Consider the following 15,462-nt stretch of genomic DNA (forward strand, 5'->3'; position numbering starts at 1 on the left):
TGATTTTGCCCTGGGGGGATGAAGAGCGGTACGCCCGGTACCGGGAAGACTCGAAGGTACCGGCGGGGATCGGAAAGCATGTCGACGCCACGCTCGGCCAACAGGCACCGCAGGCCGGTGGTGGAGAACATCCCCCTGGTGGCCAAGGCCTCGCTCAGTAGGTGTTGTCGTACCGAACCTGAGGACGGCGTTTTCGCTGGTCAGGCATAGGTTCGGTGATCCCGTGGAAGTGGTGGCCTGTCGTGTCATCGACTCCGGGGAGGCCGTGGATGCCGTCAGTCGTGGGGTTGCTCGAACAGCGTGAGCTGGGTGCCCGCCGTCGTGTGGACGAGCTGCGGGAGGAGGCCGACCGTGTCCAGGCCGAGCTGGCAGTGGCCGAGCGGGAATGGAAGGAGTGGGTCATCGCCCGCTCGCGGGTCGGCGAGGTGCTGGGTCCGGTGGGTTGGACCGGAGATCACGCCCGGACCGAACGGACTGTGCCGGCCCAGGGGCAGGCAGAGGAGGTGTCATCGGCGTCGATGGCAGCGAAGCCGAAGTCGCAGGTGCCGGTGTGGCGCGAGGGCCTGGACGCGTCGGTGCTGTCGGTGGATTACCAGCGCATTCTGCAGGCTCTCGCGGACCGGAATCGTCTCCATCAGGGGCCGTTGACCTGCCAGGAGATGGCCGTATTGTTCGGGCTGGACGCGGTGCCGGCGAAGGTGGAGGCGTTGCGGTCGAAGGCAAAGCGGCTGGTCGCGCGAGGCTGGCTGGCCGAGCGGCAGGCGGGCCGCTTCACGCTCGCGCAGAATGTGACCGGGCCAGGCGGCGGGTCATGATCATGGTCATCGACCAGTAGACCATCGCTTCGGCGCTGGTGGTGGATCGTTCGAAGTCGCGGACCAGGCGGCGGCTTCGCATCAGGTGGGCGAAGAGACGCTCGACGATCCACCGCTTGGGCAGCACGACGAAGCCGCGCGTGTCGTCGCTGCGCTTGACGATCGCCAGGACCAGGGCGAATGCGGCCAGGCAGTGCTCGACGAGGCTGCCGGTGTAACCGCCGTCGGCCCAGACGAGTTCCAGCCGGTGGTGGGCGTCGGCCACCTGGGCGAGCAGCGCTTTCGCGGCGGCGCGGTCTCCGATGTCCGCGCTCGTGACCATGACGCCCAGCAGCAGGCCGAGGGTGTCGACCACGACGTGCCGCTTGCGTCCGTTGATTAGCTTGCCACCGTCGAAGCCGCGGCTGTCGGCGCCGACGACGGCGGCGTCCGCCTTGACGGACTGCGAGTCGATCACACCGGCCGTCGGCTCCACGTCCCGCCCCGCCTTCTGACGGACCCGCTCGCGCAGCCGGTCGTGGAACTCCCTGACCAGCACGTGGTCGCGCCAGCGGCGGAAGAACGCGTAGACCCGGTCCCACGGCGGGAAGTCGGCCGGCATCGCCCGCCACTTGACGCCGTTGTCCACGAGGTAGCGGATCGCGTCGAGTATCACTCGGTGGCAGTACGCCTCCGGCTGCCCGCCCCGGCCCCGCATCCAGCCCGGAACGGGCAGGAGCGGCCGGACCACGGCCCACTCCGCGTCCGTCATGTCCGAGGGATACCGCCGAACACGTTCCGGGTGATCGGCCGCATTCCCGAACCGGTGAGCGACGCAATCACACGACGGAGCAGCCGAGTTGAACTCCACCGGCGCAAGCACGTACAACTGCGGCAACAGGGTCTCCTGGATCTCGGTTGGCTTCGCAACCCCGAGCTACCAAGAGGCCCTGCCTTCATGCCCACGGCCAGCCGCGATCACCCGATCGAGACTCCCGTTCGACACCGGCCCCTCAAGATCGGAACGACAACAGCTACCAAGACCCGGGTCTGCCATATCGATGAGGGGCTGGACTTCCTCGGCTTTCACATCCAGCGGAGACGCAAGAAGGGCACCAGCGAGCACTACGTCTACACCTATCCGTCGAAGAAGGCACTGGCCTCCATCACGGGCAAGGTGCGGGCGGTGACGAACAAGAGAGGTCAACGTACTCTCGCCGACCTGCTCCGCCAGCTCAACTCGGCGGTGCGGGGATGGTGTTACTACTTCCGGTTCGGGTCGTCCACAGCCACGTTCCATTATCTCGACGACTTCTGCTGGCGTCGAGTGACGTTGTGGCTGAGGAAGCAGCACCCCGGGATCGACTGGAGGGCTCTGCGGCGCCGCTACTTGACCGGCGAGCCCGGTTGGCGGCCCGAGGAGGACGGGATCACGCTGTTTGTCCCGCAGCGGGTGAAGGTGACCCGCTATCGCTGGCGTGGATACAGCATCCCGACACCGTGGGCGAAGGCCGCGACGGTGTGAACCGCGCGGTCCCAAGGGAGTCCGTGGAGCGCCGGATGCGGTGAGAGTCGCATGTCCGGTGCGGAGGGCGGGCCGGGGAAACGGGCTGGTCACAAGGCCAGTACCGCGCCCCGGTCCGACCCCTACTGCACCGCCACCCTGTCGCAGCAGGGCGATTGAAGCTGGGGGCAGCCTGAACCGGGAGGTGCCGGGGAGGGCGGGAAGCAGCCCCGACAAAGCCGGGACGTGCCAGTACTGCCAGATGGTGTGGGCCCGGCGAGCGAGACGGAGAGGAGTACGCGAGGAACCGGCGTTTTACGTCTCTCAACTATTCACCGGCTCGAACCTGGTGGATGAGGGCTGGATGCGGTGCGTCCCTGCTGGATATTCGGCTGGCGGGGAACTTCCCGGGCGGTTTATTTCGGTCGCGTGGGAAGGCCACGGTGAAGTGCTGCGGGGTAGCCGTGGCGAGGCCGCGGGGGCATAGCCGGGCTCCTACTCCGACGATCGAACAGCGAGCGAACACGGGAACCGTCCTGGTTCCGCCCTCCTGCCGTGCATCCATCTCGGACGGAGGGCTGGGTCCATCGTCGGCCGGTCGGGCCGGGGCGGGGCGGAGCCGCCGTAGTACTCCGAGCCGGGGGTGCGACACGAAAGTCGCACGAGATGAGTGAACTTCGCTGAAGGAGGTCGGCTGATGCCGAAGGTGTAGTTACGGATCAGTGTTCGAGGATCTGTCCCCGGGCCTGACGTGCGTTGCTGGTAACGGCGGGGTGCGAAGCTCAGGTCTCCAGGCCCAAGGGCTCCCGTTCCATCCGGGAGCTACAGGTCACGGGGAAGGCCGACAGGGTGACGCTGGACGAACAGTGGCGTGCGGTGGCGACCCGCAGGTCCTGACGACCGGTCCCGACGAACCCGTGGGCCGGACTTTCTCCAAGGGAGTCCGGCCCACGAGCGCGCGCTCAGTCCGTGAGGAAGGCGCCCTTGGCGCAGGGGCGGCAGACGAAGACGTAACCCAGTTGGCCGCCGAGGTTCATTGCCGACTGCTGGTCGAGCCCCTCCTCCAAGTGTGCCGCGAACTCCGTCGCCCCTGAGCAGGAGGGGCACTCGGGCAGACGGTCGTCCTCCAGGTAGGAGGGGCTGCCACCCAGGGACCCGAGCACCTCGCGCTGCTTCCCGAACCGCTCGCCGGGCTCCCGCGCCCACCCCGAACGGGCGAGGTCGTACGCATCGGGCGGGACGCCTTCGTCGCCGTCGCCCTCGTCGGGGTCGACGGTCACGAGCCGGAGCGTGATCGCCGACACCGCGGGCAGCAGCGTCACGCCCTCCGCGGGTACGGCCACCGGTACCAGTCCCGCGGGCGGGAAAAGAAGGACCCGATTCGCTCCGGAGGTCGCGTCCCACATCTCGCAGGCGCCCGGATCGTTCTGGCAGACGAACACCAACACAACGCCGTACTCGACCGGCAGGTGCGCGAAGAACTGCAGCGGCCCTCCGCAGCCGCCGCACACCGGCCAGGTGAATCCCTCGGGCGCCAGCGGCACGCCCCCGGTCCGTAGCACGTCCGCGTCGGGCGCTGCCGTACCGTCGTAGATCATCAAAGTCGTCTGCACAGAGGAAGGCTACGGATGGCGGTCGGCGGCTCGGCATCCGGCATACGTGGTGGTGGAAGCAGCCTGGGTCACCCCCGGTCCACCTGCCAGCGATGTGGCCATGAAGCCTGAGCCCCCACACCTGGCCGGAGCGTCGAGGCGGCGGGCGAGTTCCTCGACGGGCTCCCAGGCGGTGCCGGGGGCGAGGCGTTCGACGAGGTCCCGGTCGACGGGCGCCCCTGCCACGAGGGCCTCCAGCACGCCGGTGTCGACCGGCCGAGAGTAGTAGTGGCCGAAGTGCTTGGTGAGGGGGTCGGGGGTGAAGGACGCCAGCGGGGCGAGCATCCAGGAGGTTAGCTCGGGTTCCCGGCCGTCCCCGGGCCGCGGGTCGCCGTGGCGCCAGGCGGTCCCGTCGTGCCAGAGCGCGAGGGTGAGGGCGGGGAATTCCGGCTCGTCGTTCTCCAGCCGGGTCAGCGGGGTGAGATCCTCCGGCAGGCCGTCGAGCAGGCCGGGGCAGAGTTCGTCCTCGGAGTAGGGGCTCATCCACGACTCGTGGTCGAAGGCTCGGAGGAAGGCCGACGAGGGGCCGAGGAAGACGTGGTAGTCGTCCCCGCCGCCATTCTCGTACCAGAAGTGCTCGAATCCGTTCCCGTCGGCGGCCGCGTGGCTGTAGCGCGGCCAGCGGGAACCGAAGGCCGCTTCCAGGAGGGTGAGGACGCGGGCCCGTGCGCGGAGCGGGCCTGGTGCGGGCAGGGAGGCGGCGAAGTTGGAGAGCGCGGACATGGCCCTGAGCCTAGGCTGTTTCTCCGACGTCCCCGCCACGGTGGCTCGCTGGGCCGCCCTCGGCATCCGCGGCGTGAAGGTCTTCGCCTTCGGGCACGACCGCGACGGGGATGCGACAGTGTCGGCCGAATTCGGGGGCGTGCCGTGCCTCGGTCCGGCGTCTGGTCACCTGAAGGGGCTGTTCCCGTCTTTCCCTGACTGTGCCAGTGACACGGCGTGCTCGAGGCGGCTTCGGAGTTCGCCCTCGGCCGCGGCGTACTCGGCAGGCAGCCCGGGCAGGAGGGCGAGGGCGGCGGTGACGAGCTCCGTCGTCGCCCGCAAGTCTTCCCGGACCGCCCGGAACAGCACGACGGCGTCCATCGGGGCCAGCCGGTGGCGCCAGGGGGGATGGGCGTGCGTCGCCGCGTAGTGGGCGGTCAGGACCTCGACGGGGGACAGCTCCGCTCCGCTCCGGCGCAAGAACATCGCCAGGCCGTACCGGTTGACGATGTTGCAGATTTCCTCCGCCTGGGCCTGGTTGCGGTGGTCCGCGTCGTGGATCTCGTAGAGCACGGCGTACACGAGCGCGCGTTCCCGGTCCGTGCGCGGAGCCGGGGACGGTTCGTCCTTCAGCAGCGCCTCGATGTCGGCCGGACTCAGGAAGGGGCGGCGGTTCGCGTCGGTGACGGGGCTGACCGTCAGGCGGACGGCTCCGAGTGCGACGGCGTCCTCCGAGAGCGTCCGCGCGTACCGGAGGCCCTCGCTCGCCGTCGGCTCGGTTTCCAGGCAGGCGGCCCGCACCTGCGCGACGGTCGGCCCGTCGGTCCACGCGAACGTCCAGGCCCGTGCGGATGCGGACCACTCGGCCTCGACGGCACCGTGCCGGTGGGGGCCGCCTGCCTGGAAGCCAAACCGGTCGGTGAGCGTACGGGCGAGTCGACGAAGGCGCGTCGCGCGGTCGGAAGTCATCGGACGCCAGTATCCACCGAGCCCCGCGGGGCTCGCGCGGTGCGCGACGGTCCGTCCCGGGTATCGGGGCGGACCGTCGCGCACCGGGTGCACTGCGTTGGCGTCGTCCTGGTCGGGGTAGCGGTCCGCGCGGGCGCGGGAGTCGTCGGCCGCCGTGGTGAACGCGTCCTGGAGGCGGTGCAGCCGGTCGGCCGGTGGCGGGCGCACCGGTGCGGTGCGGAGCATCGGGTGCGGCGCACCAGCGCGCGAGAGTGCCGGGCATCGTCGGGTGGCGCGGCGCACCGGGTGCGGTGGCGCACCCTCGCGGTGCGCACCACGGTGGCGTCCATCGTCATCCGGCGCACCGGGTGGAGCCCACTGAGCCTCCGCCAACTTGAAGTCGCAGGTCAAACGGCTGGTGTGACCGGTGCTCGGGGTGCTCACGCTGGTCGTGGGCGGCTGTCTGCGCAGTAGATCGTCCGTCAGCGGTTGGTTACCGGCTTTTCGGTGCTCGAATCGGTGGCGGACATGCGTTTCTCGGTCAGCGACAGGCGTGACTCCGACGCCCGAGCTGCTCGGCGTAGCATGCCGAGATGCACGCAGACAGCCCTCGGGGCGCCCATGCCCTCCTCCTCAATGGCACTGTCGGCGTGGGCAAGACAACCGTTGCCGAGGCCGTGGGCGACCTTCTCGCCGACGCCGGGATCCCTCATGCCGTCATCGATCTCGACTGGCTACGTAAGTCGTGGCCCACACCTCCCGGTGACCGGTTCAACTTCGGCATGCTCCTGTGGAATCTGCAGACCGTCACCGGTCACTATCTCGATGCCGGAGCGACGCGCCTCGTTCTCGCGGGTGTGGTTGAGGACCAGGACGAGCGGAAGTTGCTGGCCGATGCCGTAAGTGCTGAACTCATGGTCTGCCGGCTCCGGGCTGAGCTTTCGGTCATCCACCAGCGACTGGTCCAACGCCACGGCAGTGAGCCCGAAGCACTGCGATGGCACCTGAACCGGGCCGGTGAACTGGACGGAATCCTCAGCCGGTCTGCAGTCGACGACTTCACCGTCGACGCCGGCACAGGATCCGTCACCGACGTCGCCGTAGGGGTGCTCAGGGCAGCAGGCTGGACGTGATCATCGGATTGCAGCGGTAGCAGTCACGGAGGCTCGATCACACCCTTTTCCGGAAATCCCCATCAACGGTCTTCTACGCTCTGTGCATGCTGGATCGTAGAAGCTGTCCGGCGAGCGCGAAGAGGAACCCGTGACTTGGCCCTCCCCCAAGGGCAGAGGGCACAGTGGTCCCGTGCAAGAGGAATTGATCACCATCGGCGAGCTCGCCACCAGGACCAGGCTCAGCCTCAAGGCGCTGCGGCTCTACGGGGACCGAGGGCTGCTGCCCCCGGCCCGGGTCGATCCGCGAACCGGCTTCCGCCGCTACGGTCTCGCCCAGGTTGAACGGGCCCGCCGTATCGTGCTGCTGCGTGCCACCGGCATGCCGCTGACGCGGATCGCGGAGGTGCTCGATTCGAGCGGTGAGGAGCCGGTGCGGCTGCTCACCTCGTACTGGCGAGAACAGGAGGCTGTGCACGTGGCTCGCCGGGCTGCGGTGGGCTATGCCCGAGAGGTTCTGACCGGAAGAAGTCCGACCATGTACGAGGTTTCCGAGCGCGACGTGCCAGAGCAGAAAGTCCTGTTCATCCAGCGCCACGTGACCGCCGCAGACCTGCCCAGCTTCCTCGCGGACTCGAGCGAGCTGCTCTTCTCCCACCTGCGGCAGGCAGAAGCGGGCTTGTCCGGACCGCTCTTCGCCGTCTACCACGGCCTGGTGAGCGAGGACTCCGACGGCCCGGTCGAGATCTGCGCTCCAACCCAGAGCCCAGATGTCGAACCAGCCGGCCAAATCGGGGTACGCATCGAGCCCGCGCACCGCGAGGCGTACACCGCCTTGACGAAGCAGCACGAGGGCTACTCGGCGATGGCTGCCGCCCATGACGCCGTCGGCGTATGGCTCGCCGAGCACGGATATGCCGTCAGCGCCTCCAATCGAGAGGTGTACTACCCGAACTGGGCGACCGCCGAGCCGGGCGAGCACGTGGCCGACATCGCAATACCCTTCCGCCCAAGCTCGATTTCCGACCTCGAAAAGGTCAACCGATGACAGACGATCTACTCCGCAGACTGCCACCACTGACCTGCGTGAGCACCTCGGAAGACCGTCATACCAGCCCTTTGAGCTGCGGCTTCAAGTTGGCGGAAGCTCAGTGGAGTCCACCGGGTGGGCTCCACTCGGTGTTCTGCATCCGGTGACGATGCGCGCCATCGGGTGGACTCCACTCGAGGGACGATGCCCGGCATCGTCACCACAGCCATGCGGTGGGGTGCCGCACCCGGGACAGGGCGCGGGCGTCGCGGCGCGCGGCCGCGTTGCCGATCCGGTTCTGCCGGGAGCGTGGCCGGCGCGACTGCGAGGCGGCGCTTGCGGGCGTCCTGGAGCCGCCGCCGCTGCTTGCGCAGTTCCTGCTTCTTCGCGGCCTTGGACTTCGGCTTCCGGGGGCGCTTCCAGATCGGCTGCCACCCCAGGGGCTCCTCGGGCTCGGGCTCTTGGTCCTCGTTGAGCGCGGCGGCCATTTTCGCGCGGGCCGCGTGGGCACGTGCGAGTGCGTCGTCGGGGTTGGGTCGTTCTTCCGGGGTGCTCATGCGACTCCTTCTGTGGTCCGGCCTGGTGTGTGCTGGGTGCCGGGCTGCTGAGTGTGCGGCTGCGGGGCTGTGGCCGGGGGCGATGGCACGCTCCCGCTTGCCGTCCTGAAGCCTGGCGGCCAGCCGTGCGGCGGCTTCGAAGGTCCGGCGGGTCTGCTCCACCGTGTCGACACCGGTCTCCGGCTCCAGGAGGCGGCCGTCCTTCGGGCCGGTGCGGAACGGCCGCGGGTGCGTCCTCGAGGCGGCGGGCACGGAGACCGCGTACGGCCGGGGGCGGGAGCCCAGACGCTCCGCACGCCGCGCTGCGTTGACCCGGGCGGCCAGGGTGCCGGCGGCGAGGCGGGCCCGCTCGTACGGGGTCGCGGGCCGCTTGCGGGTCAGCGGGCGCACCACGGCCTGGTCCTCGGTGTCGCGCGGGTACAGGGCGCGCAGGTCGGCGGTCATCATCCGTCGGCTGGCCGGACGGGTGTAGTCGTCGACGGCCGTCTGCACGATCTGTTCGTCCAGGCCGGGTTGGTGGGGCCGGCCGCGCAGGGCGTGGGCGAGGTGGCGTCGGGCTTCGGCGAGCAGGTGGTGGTGTTTGAACGCGCCGCGCATCACGTAGACCACGGCGACGACGTCGACGGCCGCGAGCGCTATGTCGACCACTGGCCGCACCCGTGCCCATACCGCTGCGGCCGCCGCCCGCGCCCGCTCCGCCAGTCGGTCGACGACGTCGGCGCCGTAGGCCCGGATCGCCGAGTCGCGCCATCGCTTGCGCAGCTCGGTCAGCGACCACAGCTCGGTGCGCTTGGGCGGGCGGGTCTGGTCGGCGGCCTGGCAGGCCAGCGCGTAGGCGGCCCGCTCCCCCGGCGGGTGCCCCCGGCGTTGCTCGTAGTCGGCCGTGAGGACGGACAGTGCGTCCTGGATCTGCTGACGGCGGGTCGACTGCCAGCCGATGAGCCGCTGGTCGAGTCCGGCGATCTCCATGACGGGCCGGCGGCCGGGCGTCACCTCGCGCGGCTCCCACGCCCACCCGAGCCTCGCGGACATCTCCTCCATGAAGTGGAGGGTGTAGAGGGTGTCGGCGGCGACTATGTGGGCCATCAGCGAGTCCGCCGACAGGTTGCCCCACTTCCCGTCGTGCGGCCGCCGGGCGCGGATCGACACGATCGCGTGATCGTGCAGCAGCGGCTTTCCGGCTCGCGACTCGTAGTGCCGGAAGACCGCGACGATCAGCCCGTCCTTGACCCGGGCGCGGCGCTTGCCGCCGGCTTTCCAACGGATCTCCGCGACCGCCTCCCCCACCCAATCCAGCGTCTTGTCGCGGGCGATGTCCTGGCACAGCTCCAGCACCCGGCAGTGCCTGTCGTCCATCAGGGCCCATGCGAGGTGTGCCATCGGCGGGGGCCGGAACGTCAGGTCGAAGGCCAGCCAGGGGGTGCGCTCCTTGGCCTTGTCGGTCTTGGGTGAGCGGTGGTGCTCGATGGGCCTGCCCAGCACGGTCGCCCGCCTCGCCTGCGCCGGGCTCTTGCCCTGCGCCAGGAGCCCGCGCTCGATCCGGTCGGCGTCCGGGTGCCGCCCCTCCCCCAGGAGCAGTTCGGCCTGCCGCTCGGTGACCACGTCCCCGTCCTTGAGCCCGAGCGCGGCCAGGCCCCGGCCCTTCCACACGTCGGCCGGGACACCGGCTTCGTCCTGGGCGGCGCGCAGCGCCTTGCCTGCAGGGCGGTGGCCGTCACCGACCATCACACCACGGAAGAGATAGCGCCACCCATTCCCCGGGCGAACTGGCGACATGCTGATCATCAGCCCATGGAATCTTAGTACTCCAGTCGCAGTTCGCTATTCCTGCTGGTCAGGAGCATGTATCTGAGCGTACTCGGCTGACGTGTTGTCAGGTTGGGTGAGTTCGTGACCTCGGGTACGGCGGCCCGTTGTGCTTGTCATGCAAGACGATGTGCGGCCTGACCTCTGGTCGGCGGAGCTGGAAGAGCTGTTGGTGCGGGTCGGTCACCGGTTCGGCCGGGTGGACCTGCGGCGGCGGATGCGGGCCTACGTACACGGCCTGCTTGCGCCTGTGGGCCGGAAGAACAGCTGGCAACTGGCCGAACACGCCGGTCACCGAACCCCTTCAGGGGTACAGCACCTGCTGAGCCGGGCTTGCTGGGATCCTGACGAGCTGCGGGACGACCTGCAGGAATACGTTGCCGAGAGACTCGGCGATCCGACTGGGGTGCTGATCGTCGACGACACCGGCTTCATCAAGAAGGGCACGGTCTCGGCCGGGGTGCAGCGACAGTACTCCGGCACGGCCGGGCGAACCGAGAACTGCCAGACAGGCGTCTTCGCCGCCTACGCCTCACACAAAGGCCGCGCACTGGTGGACCGGGAGTTGTACCTGCCGAAGTCCTGGACCTCGGATACGAACCGCTGTGCAGAGGCAAGGATTCCCGGGGAGCGTGCCTTCGCGACCAAGGGCGATCTCGCGAAGGACATGATCAGACGAGCCCTGGGCTCCCCGCTGCCTGTCGCCCGGGTAACCGCCGACTCTGCCTACGGCCAGGACCAGAGGCTGCGCCGCATGCTCGAAGAGGTCGGGGTCGGCTATGTTCTGGCCGTGCCGAAGTCCCAGCACATTCACGCGGCGGGCCGCATCGACTTCGCCTTCTCCCGAGCCCCGGATGACGCCTGGGAGCGCCAGTCGTGCGGGGCCGGAGCGAAGGGACCACGCGTCTACGACTGGGCCGCCGCGAGGCTCCCGCCGATCGACGACTTCGACGGTCCTGAGCCCACCCACGGCCGGTGGGTGCCGGCCCGTCGCAGTCTGGCCCGCCCGGACGAGATCGCCTACTGCCTCGCCTACGCACCAACCGGCACCACCGTCGCCGAACTGGTGCGGGTCGCCGGGACGCGGTGGGCGATCGAGGAAGCCTTCCAAGCGGCGAAGAACGAGTGCGGCCTGGACCAGTACGAGGTACGCCGGTATCCGGGCTGGTACCGGCACATCACCCTGGCCATGCTCGCCCATGCCTTCCTCGCCGCCATGGCCGCCGCGGCAGCGCAAAAGGGGGCAGCAGAAACGGTTCCGGCGCGCTGGTCCCGCTCACCGTGGCAGAAATACGGCGGCTCCTGGCAGCGGGGCGCCCCGCAATGACGCGCCGTCGGCGCATCGACCACATACCGCACTGGTCCCGATGGCGGCGCCGACACCAAGCAGCAGCCCGCCGCTGTCATTACCGCCGCCGTACCCGAGGTCACGAACTCACCCAACCTGACAACACGTCAGCCGAGTACACTCAGATACACGCTCCTGACCAGCAGGAATAGCGAACTGCGACTGGAGTACTAAAAACTCTCGCGAGTAAGCTTCTCCCGTTCCCATTCCTGTTCATTCCTGGCATTGCGTGCCGCGAAAATCGAGACGGGGGCGCAATTCCAGCTGGTCTTTTCGACCGTGTGCGGGCATGAAAGGGAAAGGAATACGGGAAGGGGCCGCCGCCGCTCTCGCAGCGTCGGCGGCCCCTCCGGTCGACCGGAAGGTCCCCCACCGGGCCACCGCGGGTCGCGTGCACCCTCACCGATCCGGGTCAGGGCCTGCGCGCCGTGGTCGACGCCATCCGCGGCCGGGCCCACCGGCGCCCCGGTCCGAGTGGTGGGTAATCGCTGAGATCACCCGCCCTGAGCGCCCAGTCACCCGAGCGCCCGGTCACTCGAGCGCCCGAGCCCCGAGCCCCCGATCACCCGAGTGCCTGATCAATCGGATGCCTGGTCAATCGCCCCTGGCAAAGGTTGATGGCAAGTCAATTCTGCTGAAAAACACTCACTTGAGGCCATGAAACGGAGGGCCGTCTTGCCGCCCGGCTCGACACCCTGGTGTGATGACCCATTCGGACCGGCAGGACTGGGAGCATCGGCATTCGTGGGGTGGCGGCAGGGCCGCTCCAGGGCCCGCTGGAGGGAAACGTTTCATGGGCGAGAACACAGGGGAACTGAGAGTACGGTTCCGGATTCTGGGCTCGTTCGAATGCTGGGACGGGCCGGAACGCGTTCGGGTGGGTGGCCCCGTGCACGAAAAGGTGCTGGTCACGCTCCTGCTGGAACCCCAGCGCGTGCTTCCCGTCTTCCGTCTGGTGGAAGCCGTATGGGACGAGAACGCGCCCGCCACCGCCGCCCACCAAGTACGCAAAGCAGTGGCGGAGTTGCGTCAGCGCATCCCCGACGGGCGCAATCTGATCGTCACCGAGGGGCCGGGTTACCGGGCGCTCACCACACCCGACCAGGTGGATCTCAGCAGGTTCACCCGGGGGCTGAAACAGGCCAGGGAAGCCACTGCCGCCGGACAGAACGCCCTCGCCGCCACGGCGTTGCGCGAGGCGCTGGAGTTATGGCGGGGGCCGCTGTTGTCGGGCAGCGGCGGCTCAGTGCTCGCCGCCGCCTCCGCGGCCCTGGAGGAACGTCGCCTGACGGCCGTCGAGCAACTCTTCGACCTGCGGCTCGATTCGGGAGAGAACAGCGAACTGATCGGTGAATTGAGGGAGTTCATCGACGCGCACCCGCTGCGCGAGACCTTGCGCGGCCAACTGATGCTCGCCCTCTTCCGGTCCGGCCGCCAGGCGGAAGCCCTGGAAGAGTTCGCCAAGGTCCGCGAGTTCCTGATCGACGAACTCGGAATCGGCCCCGGCGACTCGCTCACCGAGCTGCACAACGCCATCCTGCGCAACAGCCCCGAGCTCGCCGCCCCGCCGCAGGCCACCGTGGCCCCGTTCACCCCGGAGGGCAAGCCCTCCACCCTCCCCTACGATCTGCGCGACTTCACCGGCCGTGAGGAGGAGGTCCGCGAACTGCTCGGGTTCGTGGCGGAAGCCCCCGGCACGGGGCCCCTGATCATCGCCATCGACGGCATGGGCGGCAGCGGCAAGACATCACTGGCCGTACGGGCCGCCCATCAGCTCGCCGACAGCTACCCCGACGCGCAGCTCCACATCGACCTGCGCGGGTTCACACCCAGCGGGCAACCGCTCAGCGCGGGCGCCGCCGCCGAGGCACTGTTGCGGGCGCTCGGCGTGCCGGGCGACCGCATCCCGGACGACGCGGAGGGCCGCATCGCCCTGTGGCGGCGCACCATGAGCACCCATCGCATGATCCTGCTGCTCGACAACGCCCTGGACGAGTCCCAGGTGAGACCGCTCCTCGCCTCCCCCACCGAAACCCTCGTCCTCGTCACCAGCCGTGCCCTTCTCGTGGACCTCGACGCCGCGCACACCGTCTCGCTCGGCGTCATGCCGCCCGGCGACAGTGTCGCCCTGGTCGAGGGGGTCCTCGGCCGTACCCGCGCCCGCGCCGAGCCGGAGGCCGTCGCGCAACTGGCGGAGCTCTGCGGTCACCTTCCGCTCGCCCTGCGCATCGCGGCCGCCCGGCTGCGCAAGCGACCCCGCTGGACCGTCCGCTACCTCGTCGACAGGCTCCGCGACGACGCCCACCGGCTGGCCGAGCTCAACTCGGGCGAGCGCAGCGTCGAAGTGACCTTGCGGCTCTCGTACGAGGGTCTGGCGGCCGAGACCCGGGAGGCGTTCAGGATGCTGGGCCAGCATCCCGGGACCGAGATCGACGTGTACGCGGCCGGCGCCCTGCTCGACAAGAGCGCGCGGGACGCGGAGGGGGTCCTGGAGTACCTCCTGGACATGCACCTGCTCCAGCAGCACGAGACCGGTCGCTACGCCTTCCACGACCTGGTCCGCAGCTTCGCCCAGAACCTCTCGCGCGGCAGTGCGCGCCCCGCCCCCGGTCCCGGCGGTGCGAACGCGGGCGCGGGCGCGGGCGTGGGTGACGAGGAGGCCGCGCGCGCCGTACGCCGGCTCCTGGACTTCGCTCTGGCCGCGACGGACGCCGCCTGCGACATGCTCTTCCCGGGACGTGCCCGGACAAGCCGCCCCGAGTCCCGGTCGACCGCCGAGCTCCCCCCGCTCAACACCCCGGACCAGGCCCGGGAATGGCTGGAGCGGGAGCAGGATTCGCTGATGGCCGCCGTCTCACTGGCGTACCGCTGGGAACTGGACAGTCATGTGGGGCTGCTCGCCGCCAACGTGGTCTTCCCCCTCGACCTGCGTGGCCGTCTGGAGGAGTTCCGGGAGCTGAGCCGCACCGCGATCACCGCCGCCCGCCGGCTGGGCGATCCGGCCCTGTTGCGGTTGAGTCTGTCCAACCTCTCCGTGGCCTGCTGGAAGCTCGGGCGCTTCGAGGAGGGGATCGAGGTGGCGGAGGAGGCGTTCGAACTGGCCGTCGGTCTCGCCGACCGGCGCGGCGAGGCCAAGGACACCGGCGTCCTGGGGCTTCTGCTCAGCGCGCTGGGGCGGTACCACGAGGCGCTTCCCCGGCTGCAGCAGTCCGTCTCGATCAAGCGGGAGCTCGGGGCGGAGCGTGCCGAGGCCGAGTCCTTGACCAACCTGAGCAACCTGTACGCCGAGTGGGGGCGTTTCCCGGAGGCGGTGGAGGCGGCCACCCGTGCCATCACGCTCTCCCGCGGCATCGGTTCCGTCGACAAGGAGGTCGAAGGGCTCACGGAGCTGGCGATCGCCAGGCTCGGCATGGGCGAGGTCGCCGCGGCCGCCGATCTGCTGGGCCGGGCCCGCAAGCTGGCCGTGGACGTCATGTCGCCCGCCGACATGTCCTTGCTGCTCGCCCTGTCCGCCGACGCCGCCGACCGGCTCGGCGAGAGCAGGGCGGCCACCGAGTGGGCGGCGTCGGCGCTGCAGTTGGGTGATCTGAGCGGCGCACCGATGCGTGAGGCCGCCGTCGGCAACATCGTCGGCCGGCTGCACACCCGCAACGGTCGCCACTCCCTCGCCCTCGAACTCCACCAGCACGCCCACGACGCGGCCTCCGGCATCGGCTACCGGGTGGAGGAGGCGCACGCGCTGGCCGGTATGGCGCACGCCCTGGAGCACCTCGGCGACCACGCTTCGGCCCGGGTCCACCGGGAGGCGGCGAACAAGGCGTTCGAGGCCATGGGGATTCCCGCGGCCCGAAGGGCCTGACGGGGCTTCCCTTCCGAGCCGCGGCCGGACGCCGCTGCCGCGCGGCCGGTTCCCGGCACCCGCATCATCGACGCAGGGAAGGCCGGTGCCGCACTCTCCTCGACAGGGAGCGGGGCACCGGCCTTCCAGCAGGGGGCCTGTTCGGCGACA

10 protein-coding genes and 2 pseudogenes are annotated in these 15,462 nt (G+C 69.8%); 6 read left to right on the top strand and 6 right to left on the bottom strand.

Annotated elements, in window-relative coordinates; genetic code table 11:
* Positions 1-269 precede the first annotated feature (269 nt).
* The gene (locus OCT49_RS01005) at positions 270-815 is read left to right on the top strand and encodes a hypothetical protein (protein WP_283849980.1); all 546 of its coding nucleotides are present in this window, start codon (positions 270-272) and stop codon (positions 813-815) included.
* Here the strand turns inward: OCT49_RS01005 and OCT49_RS01010 are convergent.
* The gene (locus tag OCT49_RS01010) at positions 772-1,566 is read right to left on the bottom strand and encodes an IS5 family transposase (RefSeq protein ID WP_283849981.1); all 795 of its coding nucleotides are present in this window, start codon (positions 1,564-1,566) and stop codon (positions 772-774) included. The two genes, OCT49_RS01005 and OCT49_RS01010, sit on opposite strands and share 44 nt — an antisense overlap.
* A gap of 186 nt (positions 1,567-1,752) precedes the next feature.
* On the opposite strand from OCT49_RS01010, the gene OCT49_RS01015 reads away from it, so the two are divergent.
* The gene (locus OCT49_RS01015) at positions 1,753-2,319 is read left to right on the top strand and encodes a group II intron maturase-specific domain-containing protein (RefSeq protein ID WP_283849982.1); all 567 of its coding nucleotides are present in this window, start codon (positions 1,753-1,755) and stop codon (positions 2,317-2,319) included.
* 941 nt (positions 2,320-3,260) lie between these two features.
* Here OCT49_RS01015 and OCT49_RS01020 read toward each other — a convergent pair.
* The 3 genes from OCT49_RS01020 to OCT49_RS01030 all read right to left on the bottom strand — a co-directional run bounded on the left by OCT49_RS01020 (position 3,261) and on the right by OCT49_RS01030 (position 5,846).
* A complete protein-coding gene (locus OCT49_RS01020; protein WP_283849983.1) occupies positions 3,261-3,911 on the bottom strand; it encodes a hypothetical protein in 651 nt (216 codons plus the stop codon).
* A gap of 9 nt (positions 3,912-3,920) precedes the next feature.
* The gene (locus OCT49_RS01025; RefSeq protein ID WP_283849984.1) at positions 3,921-4,673 is read right to left on the bottom strand and encodes a hypothetical protein; all 753 of its coding nucleotides are present in this window, start codon (positions 4,671-4,673) and stop codon (positions 3,921-3,923) included.
* A gap of 165 nt (positions 4,674-4,838) precedes the next feature.
* Positions 4,839-5,846: a hypothetical protein gene (locus OCT49_RS01030; protein WP_283849985.1), complete on the bottom strand. Its 1,008-nt coding sequence runs from the start codon at positions 5,844-5,846 to the stop codon at positions 4,839-4,841.
* 347 nt (positions 5,847-6,193) lie between these two features.
* On the opposite strand from OCT49_RS01030, the gene OCT49_RS01035 reads away from it, so the two are divergent.
* Positions 6,194-6,733: a DEAD/DEAH box helicase family protein gene (locus tag OCT49_RS01035; protein ID WP_283849986.1), complete on the top strand. Its 540-nt coding sequence runs from the start codon at positions 6,194-6,196 to the stop codon at positions 6,731-6,733.
* 172 nt (positions 6,734-6,905) lie between these two features.
* Positions 6,906-7,760, top strand: coding sequence for a MerR family transcriptional regulator (locus OCT49_RS01040; protein WP_283849987.1), 855 nt, complete (start codon positions 6,906-6,908; stop codon positions 7,758-7,760).
* Between the two features lie 199 nt (positions 7,761-7,959).
* Here OCT49_RS01040 and OCT49_RS01045 read toward each other — a convergent pair.
* A pseudogene (locus OCT49_RS01045) lies at positions 7,960-8,299 on the bottom strand (hypothetical protein).
* A pseudogene (gene mobF / locus OCT49_RS40000) lies at positions 8,296-10,024 on the bottom strand (MobF family relaxase). Before mobF ends, OCT49_RS01045 begins: the two co-directional pseudogenes overlap by 4 nt.
* 199 nt (positions 10,025-10,223) lie before the next feature.
* Here mobF and OCT49_RS01055 point away from each other — a divergent pair.
* Both OCT49_RS01055 and OCT49_RS01060 read left to right on the top strand, forming a co-directional pair.
* Positions 10,224-11,432 (top strand): IS701 family transposase, encoded by a 1,209-nt coding sequence (locus tag OCT49_RS01055; RefSeq protein ID WP_502963322.1) that lies wholly within the window; start codon positions 10,224-10,226, stop codon positions 11,430-11,432.
* Positions 11,433-12,342: 910 nt separating this feature from the next.
* Positions 12,343-15,312: an AfsR/SARP family transcriptional regulator gene (locus OCT49_RS01060; RefSeq protein WP_283849988.1), complete on the top strand. Its 2,970-nt coding sequence runs from the start codon at positions 12,343-12,345 to the stop codon at positions 15,310-15,312.
* The last annotated feature ends 150 nt before the right edge of the window (positions 15,313-15,462 follow it).

The organism is Streptomyces sp. ML-6 (genome assembly GCF_030116705.1).
In the GTDB taxonomy this organism is placed as follows: Bacteria; Actinomycetota; Actinomycetes; order Streptomycetales; family Streptomycetaceae; genus Streptomyces.